Genomic DNA, 8,929 nt, shown 5'->3' on the forward strand with positions numbered 1-8,929 from the left:
TCCCCGCAACCCGAAGGGCCGCGGGAAGATGGGAAGAGGGGGGAGGGGCTGGTCCCCGTTGCATAGAAGGCCCAGAGGGCCTGGGACACGTCCTATTTGTCCAAAGTCCAATTATTATGGCGGCTCGAATTCCTGCAAGGAGGGGATGCCGGATGGACGAACTGGAAGGGTTGCATCAGGAAGTGCGAGGGTGCACGAAGTGTCCCCTGGCGCGGGGACGAACCCTGGCTGTGCCCGGCGAGGGGCCCCGGAACGCCCGGGTGATGTTCGTCGGGGAGGCGCCGGGCTTCCATGAAGATCGCCAGGGCCGACCCTTTGTTGGGGCGGCGGGGGCGTTCCTGAATGAGCTGCTGGCCTCCATCGGCCTGAAGCGGGAAGATGTTTACATCACCAATGTGATCAAATGCCGGCCGCCTGGCAATCGAGATCCTTATATGGATGAGATCGAGGCATGCAGCCCCTATCTGGACCGCCAGGTAGAGCTGATCAACCCGAAGGTCATCGTCACCCTGGGGCGATATTCTCTCGCCCACTGGCTGCCCAATGCGAAGATCTCCCAGGCGCATGGGAAGCCGATCCGGGTAGGGGATCGGGTGGTGTTCCCGATGTATCATCCCGCGGCGGCCCTCCATCAGCCGGCCCTTAAGCGGACGGTGGAGGAGGATTTCCAGAAACTGGGGGCGTTCCTGGCGGGCTTGTTGAAGGCCGAGGAAGAGCAGCCGCCCGAGGAGCCCAAGCAGCTTACACTCTTTTAACGCCCCTCGCACTTGAGGAAACGGGGGCCTGGGGAGTGCGCGGAAGGGAAAATATGGGGGCGAGGCCCATCCCCTCAGCCTGAAAGCCCCGGTTCGCAACCTTGACGGTTCCTTCATTCGTGTGGTATATTCTCCATAGAAGCGGGCCCGTGGTGTAGCCTGGCCTAACACGCCGCCCTGTCAAGGCGGAGATCGCGGGTTCGAATCCCGTCGGGCCCGCACGTCCCATCGGATCTGCGAACTGTCGAAAAACGCTCCACCACCTCGGTGGAGCGTTTTTCTTTTATCCGGGATGGAGTAGGCGTCGGGGCGCAGATGCTCGCGGGCGGCCTGAGAAGCAGCTCTCTATCAAATGGCCCCTGCTGGGACTGGCGATCGTGGTCGATGAGGTAGTCCAATTCTGGACGGCGCTCTTTCGCCGGCAGGAGCGTCCGGACGTATGGAAGGCAGCCCCGGCATCCACCTCTCGCCATCATGTCATCGCTTGCGGGATCGGCCGGGTCGGATATCGGGTGATCCTCCATCTGCTGCGGATGGGCTATGAGGTAGTGGGGGTGGAGCAGAACCCCAACGCGCCTTTTCTATCCCTCCTCCGTCGGGAAGGCGTCGCGGTGGTTGTAGGGAACGCGCGGCAGCGGGACGTGCTGGAGAAGGCGGGAGTGCGGGCGGCCTCGGCCCTGATCGCCGCCACAGAGGATGACGCCGCAAATCTGAGCATCGCCCTCATCGCGCGGGAATCGTTGTATTTGCGCCGCTGGAAACACTGGCGCGTCTGGAGCGGATGAACCAGGGGAAGGAGGAGCCGGAACCATCCGCTCGGAAAGGCGTGCAGGAGCTGTGGGATCGGCTGAGGCGATGGCTGGGATTCGGACGGATATGTGCTCGCCGCACGGGTTGAGGGCGCCATCCGGATCGCGAAGGCGAAACACCCCAGCGTTCCGCGCACCCGGATCTCCGTCGAGCCTCCTCCGGTCCTCCTTGTGGATCTCCTCTTCCCCGCGGCGGAAGACGGCAAGGCGGCTGGAGCAATCCGCCCGGGAGAGGCATTCCGAGATCCTATCCTGGGGATTCGGGGGATTCCCGACCTCTGGGGTGGGTGAGGCCCCTTTTCGGGACTTCCAGCTATCATGAGCAGAGATCCCAAAGAGAGGGGATGTTCCGATGGCGAAAATTGGGGCTTTCACGTTCGTCCTCCACGCCCATATTCCCTACTGCCGCCGGGCAGGGCGCTGGCCGCATGGGGAGGAGTGGCTGCACGAGGCCATCGCGGAGACCTATCTCCCGCTCCTGGACGCCCTCTATGAGCTCTATGAGCAGGGGATTCCGGTTCGCCTGACCCTCAGCCTCACCCCTGTGCTGGCGGATCAGCTGGCAGATCCGCTGGTTCAAGAGCATTTCATCGAATACGCGATGGACCGGCGGGGCCGGGCGGAACGGGATGTGGCGCGCTTTGAGGCGGAGGGGAATGCGCATCTACGGGAGCTGGCCCGATTTTACGTGGAGTTCTACGACCGGCGGCTCCGGCATTTCACCGGACGTTACGGGAAGGACCTGATGGGGGCCTTCCGGCGCCTTCAGGATGCGGGCGTCCTGGAGCTGGTGACCAGCGCGGCGACCCACGGTTATCTCCCTCTCCTCTCCCGGGATTCCTCCATTCGGGGGCAATTGCGGGTGGGGGCACAGACCTACCGGCGGTTCTTCGGGAGGGATCCCTTCTCCATCTGGCTTCCGGAATGCGCATATCGGCCGGCTTATCTCCAGCCTGATGGGACCATGCGACCCGGTCTGGAGGTCTTCCTCGCCCGCGAAGGGTTCCGTCTGTTCTTTGCCGAAACCCATGCGGTGGAAGGGGGACGGCCGGTGGGGAAGGCGGCGGGCGAGGCCATCGGGCCTTACGGCCAGATCGTGCGCCATTATGTGATCCCCTTTGAAACGGTGGAACAGGCTCGGGGGACAACTTACCGTCCCTATTATGTGGCCCGCACGGATGTGCTGGGCGGAGAGCATTCCGGTGTAGCCGTGGTGGCCCGCAACAACCGGACCGGGATGCAGGTATGGTCCGCCGATTGGGGATATCCCGGCGATTTCGATTATCGGGAGTTCCACAAGAAGGATGGGCGATCCGGATTGCAATACTGGCGGGTGACCGGCAAGGTGGATCTGGGGGAGAAGGATTATTACCATCCGGAGTGGGCAGCTTACAAGGTGGAGCAGCATGCCCGGCATTTTGTGGATCTCGTGCACGATCTCCTGAGGGAATTTCATCGGACGACCGGGCAGGTCGGCCTGATCGCCTCGAACTACGATGCGGAGCTGTTCGGCCACTGGTGGTTCGAAGGCGTGGATTGGATCCAGGCTGTCTTGCGGCGTCTGGCGGAGAGCGACGAGGTCTGGCTGACCACGGCCCGGGAGTATGTGGAGGCGTATCCTCCTCGTGAGGTGCTGGTTCTCCCAGAATCCAGCTGGGGATTGGGAGGCGGGCACTGGACATGGGACAATCCCGAGACCCACTGGATGTGGGAACCGATCCATGAGGCGGAGGCCCGGATGGAACAGTTGGCCGCCCGGCATCCGGAGGCCGACGCGGCGACCCGGAAGGTCCTGAACCAGGCGGCCCGGGAGCTGCTTCTATTGCAGGCCAGCGACTGGCCTTTCCTGGTGACGACGGGGCAAGCGCGCGCTTACGCCATCGAGCGCTTTACGGCCCACCTGGAGCGCTTCGAAGCCCTTTGCCGCTCCATCGAGGCGGGGCGCCCGGATGAGGACCTGGCGGAGGAGTGCTGGGAGCTGGATCGGGTGTTTCCGGATTTGGATTACCGCTGGTGGGGTCAGGAGGTTTAGGTGACGGGATCTATCGGGAAGCAGGTTCCCCCTTCGCATGACCTGAGGGACCGCGGGGAAGGGGAATTCCATAGGGGGTATGTGCAGCGTTCAGGCATGATGGAGAGCGAACCGTCCGGCGGCTGGAAGGGGCCCGATCATCTTTCCCTCCTGCTCCCTCTTTCCCCCCTCTACGCTCTACGCCGCGGCGTAGCAGGGGGAGAAGAGCCCGAAACATTTGCCCCGATCAGGCCCAGCCATCGGCACGGGTTCGGGACATGAGCCTTGATGGGGTAGGCGGGGCGGCCGAAAGCAGCTCCGCCTACCTCCCCAATTCCCCAGATCCAGGGAGCCGCTTGATGGGTGGGGGGAATGCCTTACTCCGCGCTCTTTCCTCCTTCCCATTGTCGAATGGCTTCTTGTAGGAGGGCACGGAGGTTGGGATCTGGCACCTCCTCCGGTCGGCTATAGCGCCTCCCGCCCACGATAATGCCCAGGGTGCCATCGGGGAGGGTCTCGAAGCGAACAGCTCGGTAGGGGAGCTCCGGGTGACGGCGAAGGAGTTCCTGAAGGATTTCATCCAGTTGCTCGGCCAGGGCCGGCATAGGGGGGGAGACTCTGGGGATAGGAAGGGGAAGTTCCGCAGAGCCCTCCGTCATCCCTCGAATCGCCCGAAAGGCCTCCAGAACCAGCATAGCCGCCTGGTCATCGTGGATCTCCCGGAGGTGTCGGTAGCGTTGCTTCCCGATCTCCACCCGCCAGGCGCCGTCTGGGCCTCTGACCAGGGCGATGCCGGTTTCGGTTTTCGGGGGCGGGGGTGCGCTGGGGCTTTGCGCACCCTTCCCTCCGCGAAAGGCGAGCCCGAGAGCGAGGCCGAACAGCAGACCGGCGATCAGTGCCCCACCGGCAAAAAGATAGATCAGCTCCAGAGGAACCATATGCGCCTCTTTTTCTTTAACCAGTTGCCTTATTAGTTTACCAGAAAGACGTCTTGAGGGGAGAGTGCCGGGCGTAGCGATGGTGAGGTCAATGCGTTGGGTTGATGCTTGCCCCGTGAGCCCGTTCATTGTCGATCCAGGACGTTCTTAGGGCGGGGCCGCCTTCAGCGGCCTCACCCATCCCCGAAATATGGCTTTGTCCAGTTGTGAGCTGGAGATTTGGGGAACCGAATCCAGTCCAGCGGGCAATGGCCCCTCCCCTTTCTCCTTCCTCCCCACAGCCCACCGGGCCGTGGGGAGGGAGGAGAAAAAATCTTTCGGGGGCAGTGCGGGGCCGAAGGCCCTCGCATCCCCCCCAAAAACCTCCAAATCAAAGGTGGACAGAGCCGTGCGCATAAGGGCGTAGCGCCGCTGCGCCCTTACCCCTCCCCGTGGCCTGAAAGGCCGCGGGGAGGAGGGATTGCCCGTGTATCGCTTTGGGTGGGTCCTCGCTGGGATTTACTGAAGTCCCCCAGGGACCGGAGCGCTTTATCGATGCACCCAGACCCAGGTGCCGGGGTTATCCGAAGTCGCCCGCACGAAAGGCCCATCCCCATAAGGTTCTGCCCACTCAAACAGCCAGCGGGCGTCCATCGGCGCCAGGTTCACGCAACCCCGGCTCTGCGGAAGGCCGAAGCGATCGTGCCAGTAAGCGCCGTGGAGCGCATAACCCTGATGGAAGAACATGGTCCACGGCACATCCTCCAGATAGTAATAGCCGAAGATGTCCCCGTCCATCAAGGCCGTTCGCGCCTTCACCTGGATCCGGAAGAGGCCGGTGACCGTGGGGGTGCGAGCCCGGCCGGAGGAGATCAGGGTCGCATAGACCAGTCGGTCTCCCTCATAGGCCGCCAGGGTTTGCTCATAGAGGTTGACCTCGATCCATTTCGCACCCGGTGGAATCCCCTCCGGCGGCCGGGTGGGGAACACCAGCCCCACCATCTGTTCTTTCACCCACTGATTCGGGCCCACACGATACCATTTCTGATCTCCGACGTAGCGGATCTCCTCCACCCTGATCGGTGTATAGCGCTTCAAGGCGGAGGTTTTCGGAGAGGGAGCCCGGCCGGGCTCCTCGGAGGGTTGAGTGGTTTGAACGATCCAGCCGAAGGGATAAGTTGGCGGCGTGGCGAAGGCGATGCCACGGAAGGCGGAGGGAGCACCGAAAGCTAAGTAGGAGGCCTCAATGTATTCATCGCGGTTAATGCGATAAAACACCTTCCCCCCTGCCTCCACCCGGCCGTGCACGCTAACCCACACATAGCCGGCGGGGAAGACCCTCCGGGGGGAGCCGCCGTTTAAGGCATCCTCTGGGGAGCGATAGGTGGGAGCTGGCGCTTTCACAAACGCGTAGGTGTAGGGGACCAGCGGCTGGGCTTGAAGCCCGGCCTGGCCCCGGGCGGACCCCAGGGAGTCTACCGTTCCATTCGCGGAGGTTCGAGGAGGCATCCGGGTTGCACTCGGCCGGGGGCATAAGGTCAGGTCCCCATCGGGGGGAATGCAGCGGCCCGCTACAGGAAAGATAAGTCCAAGAAGGGTCAGGATCAGATCCACCATGAAAGCCTCCCCACAATTGATTTGTTCAGCCCAACGAACGGGGTAGAAGGTCTTCCTTACTCTTACCTTTGGGTTAGATTCTCTCTAATTATAACGTAGCAGGAATTCGAAAAGTTCCTGGGCGCCCGACCTACGTGGAATCAACGCCTTGCCAACGCTGGGCTGAAGGACTGGGGGGGCCCATAGGGCAGCGCACCTTTGGGCGCTGCCCTATGGGCCTGATCCAAGGGCTCCCTCTCCCTACACTGTAAAGCAGCGTGGGGAGGAGGGAGGGGCAAACTTGAGGTTTTCTCAAAGCACCGAAAACGGCCGAACGGGACGGCCGGGGGAATCGGGCAAGGGCGGGAAGTCCTTCTACCGAGATCACTCGAAGAGTCGAGCCAGCTCATCCCGGGGGAAGGGCTGGAGGGGCTCCCGTTGGCCAGTGTGTTCGATCCAGGCGCCTTCCTCTGCTGACCGCAGTTCGCCGATGATCGCGGCGGCCCGCCCACTCGCGGTCAGCGCGTCCCGGATCGCGGGCGCGTCTTCGGGCGAAGCGACAATCAGCAGCGAGCCGGAAGCCAGCAGACCCCATGGATCCAGCCCGTAATGCTGACACAGGGCCAGGGTCTCCGGATAGATCGGCACGGCCTCGGCGTCCACCCGGATCCCCAGGCCGGCTGCCTGAGCCAGCTCCCAGAGCCCGGTGGCCAGCCCGCCTTCGGTCGGATCGTGCATGGCGTGCACCCGGCCAGCCCTCAGGGCGATCTGGGCGTCCTCCAGCACGCTGATCCCAGGGTTATAAAGGAAATCCGCGCATCGATCGAGAAAGGCTTCTCCGAAGATCGGCAACAGCTCTGTGCGCTTCTCCCGGGCGATCACCGAAGTGCCCTCAATGGCGATCGGTTTGCTCAAGATCACTGGATCGCCGGGGCGGGCGCCGTGCGGAGTGATCAGCCGATCATGGCTCACCTCCCCCAGCATGAACCCTGCCACGATCGGCCGATCCAGCCCGTAAGTGACCTCACTGTGACCACCGATCAATGTGACGCCCAGCGCCTCGCAGGCGGAGCGGAGCTGTTGAAAGATCTGATCGACCAGATGGACATCGGTGCGCCCTTCCGGCAGGAGGAGGATGGCCATCATCCAGCGGGGGAGGGCGCCGGTGGTCGCGATATCGTTGGCGTTGATCTGGACGGCATACCATCCGATGGCATCGGTGGCAAACGTGATGGGGTCCGCCTTGACCACCAGGCAGCGCTCTCCCATGTCGATCACCGCTGCGTCCAGGCCGATCCCCGGCCCGAGCCGCACGCGCGGATCCGGGATCGGGAAATCCAGCAAACGTCGCATCAGCTCCAGAGGAAGCTTTCCCACCGGGAGGATCGTTGACATCGTCACCCTTTCCCTCTTCTCAAAGGTTGGTTGGGCTTCGTCTTGCTGGAATCACCTTTCTGTGATCCCCTGCCTACCATTGGGCCTAGCCAGCGGCATGGGTTCTGAACAGGAGCCAGGCCATCAGACAGGAGGTATTTTACAGGTAGGGCGAGTGATCCTCCCAGGTGGTTACATCGGCCTATGGGAAGATATGAATTACGCCATGGGCAACTTCAGGCGACAAGTCTGGTCCAAGCGTTCTTGGGAGGGAAGCAAGTCAGGCCCCTCCCCCGGGTCCCTGGGGCCAGGGGAGGGGAGAGAAATCTTTTTGGGGCTGGGGGCCGCTGAAGGCGGCGCCCCAACCCCAAAAACCCGCGGGAGAGCTCGGAAGTTGCCCATGGCGTGAATGGGCCCGATCAGGCTCCAAACGCCTCGTAGCGTCGGATTCCCAGTCGCCAGAGCAGGGCGACCAGCGCGATCGCCAGGGCCAGCCACAGGCCCTGACCGGCGAAGCCCAGGGCGATCCGTTCCGGCGGGAGCCGTCCCAGCAGCATCTCCAGCGGAAATGAGAGCACCAACGGGAAGGGGGTCCAGCGCAACAGCTGCTGGATGCCTTCCGGCATCAATGCCAGGGGGATCACATATCCAGACCCCAGCGCCTTGATAAAAAACCAGACCTCGTGGAAGGCCACCGCCTGGGAGGTCCAGAAGGCGGTGAGACCGATCGCGTATTGAAAGAAGAATTCGAGCAGCATGGCCATGAACGTCGCGGCGGCCACCCGGAGCAGGTTGATGAGCGAGAGATCCAGCTGGGGGCCTGGATATAGATAGAGGGCTAAGGCGATGGGAGGGCCGACGAGAAGGGCCTGGAGCGGGCGGGAGGCCAAGGTGCGGGCCAGATCGTAATGCAGGGGGTGAAGAGGCCGCAGGAGCCGCGCGCTCAGCCCCCCCGTTCGGATATCCCGGTCGAGATCCCAGATGATCCATATCCCTGTCATCCGGCGCAGGAAGATGGCGGCCAAGTAGTATCCCACAAACGTCCCCGCGTCGAAGGATCCGACAGGCCCTTCCTGAGCGATGGAAAGCCAGACGGCCAGCATGACCAGCGGCACGGCGCCGGAGAGGATCCATATCAGGATCTGGACCCGGTATTCCAGCGTTCGGGCCCAGTAGATGCGGAGCAGTGTCGGATAAGCCCGGAGGGCAGCGCCCAGGGCGGCCAGCGCTTCCGAGAGGCGGGACGGATGGGAAGGGGTTGGGATGGCTGTTTTCATGGCCTCGATCCTTCATCACCTGGACTTTGGGCGAACTCGCGGCGGCGCCGTTGCAAAGCTGAGGTTTGAGAAGGCGGGGCGGGCGCCGGAACCGCCCCCCCCCCCCTACCCCAAGTTGAACATAACACGCCCAAGCCCCGCCCGGGAACGGGAAAACAGAACGGGCGGCGTTACCCCATGGGGAGAGGTA

General features: G+C 63.1%; 7 protein-coding genes and 1 tRNA gene. 4 read left to right on the forward strand and 4 right to left on the reverse strand.

What is annotated here, in order from left to right; all coding sequences use genetic code 11:
* Positions 1-152: 152 nt before the first annotated feature.
* The 4 genes from NZM16_RS02645 (at position 153) to NZM16_RS02660 (ending at position 3,596) form a co-directional block, all read left to right on the forward strand.
* A complete protein-coding gene (locus tag NZM16_RS02645; protein ID WP_295478349.1) occupies positions 153-755 on the forward strand; it encodes a uracil-DNA glycosylase in 603 nt (200 codons plus the stop codon).
* A 143-nt stretch (positions 756-898) separates the two neighbouring features.
* A tRNA-Asp gene (locus tag NZM16_RS02650) sits at positions 899-974 on the forward strand.
* Positions 975-1,132: 158 nt separating this feature from the next.
* Positions 1,133-1,540 (forward strand): TrkA family potassium uptake protein, encoded by a 408-nt coding sequence (locus NZM16_RS02655; protein ID WP_295452939.1) that lies wholly within the window; start codon positions 1,133-1,135, stop codon positions 1,538-1,540.
* Between the two features lie 376 nt (positions 1,541-1,916).
* Positions 1,917-3,596, forward strand: coding sequence for a 1,4-alpha-glucan branching protein domain-containing protein (locus NZM16_RS02660; RefSeq protein ID WP_295452934.1), 1,680 nt, complete (start codon positions 1,917-1,919; stop codon positions 3,594-3,596).
* Between the two features lie 356 nt (positions 3,597-3,952).
* Here the strand turns inward: NZM16_RS02660 and NZM16_RS02665 are convergent, their stop codons facing one another.
* The 4 genes from NZM16_RS02665 to NZM16_RS02680 form a co-directional block, all read right to left on the reverse strand.
* Entirely contained in the window at positions 3,953-4,513 is a 561-nt protein-coding gene (locus NZM16_RS02665) for a hypothetical protein (protein ID WP_295478352.1), read from the reverse strand.
* A 528-nt stretch (positions 4,514-5,041) separates the two neighbouring features.
* The gene (locus tag NZM16_RS02670) at positions 5,042-6,109 is read right to left on the reverse strand and encodes a L,D-transpeptidase (RefSeq protein WP_295452928.1); all 1,068 of its coding nucleotides are present in this window, start codon (positions 6,107-6,109) and stop codon (positions 5,042-5,044) included.
* Positions 6,110-6,472: 363 nt separating this feature from the next.
* Positions 6,473-7,483 (reverse strand): AIR synthase family protein, encoded by a 1,011-nt coding sequence (locus tag NZM16_RS02675; RefSeq protein WP_295478355.1) that lies wholly within the window; start codon positions 7,481-7,483, stop codon positions 6,473-6,475.
* A gap of 398 nt (positions 7,484-7,881) precedes the next feature.
* Positions 7,882-8,739 (reverse strand): ABC-2 family transporter protein, encoded by an 858-nt coding sequence (locus NZM16_RS02680; protein WP_295452922.1) that lies wholly within the window; start codon positions 8,737-8,739, stop codon positions 7,882-7,884.
* Positions 8,740-8,929: the final 190 nt, after the last annotated feature.

The sequence above is a fragment of the Thermoflexus sp. genome (assembly GCF_025055495.1).
In the GTDB taxonomy this organism is placed as follows: domain Bacteria; phylum Chloroflexota; class Anaerolineae; order Thermoflexales; family Thermoflexaceae; genus Thermoflexus.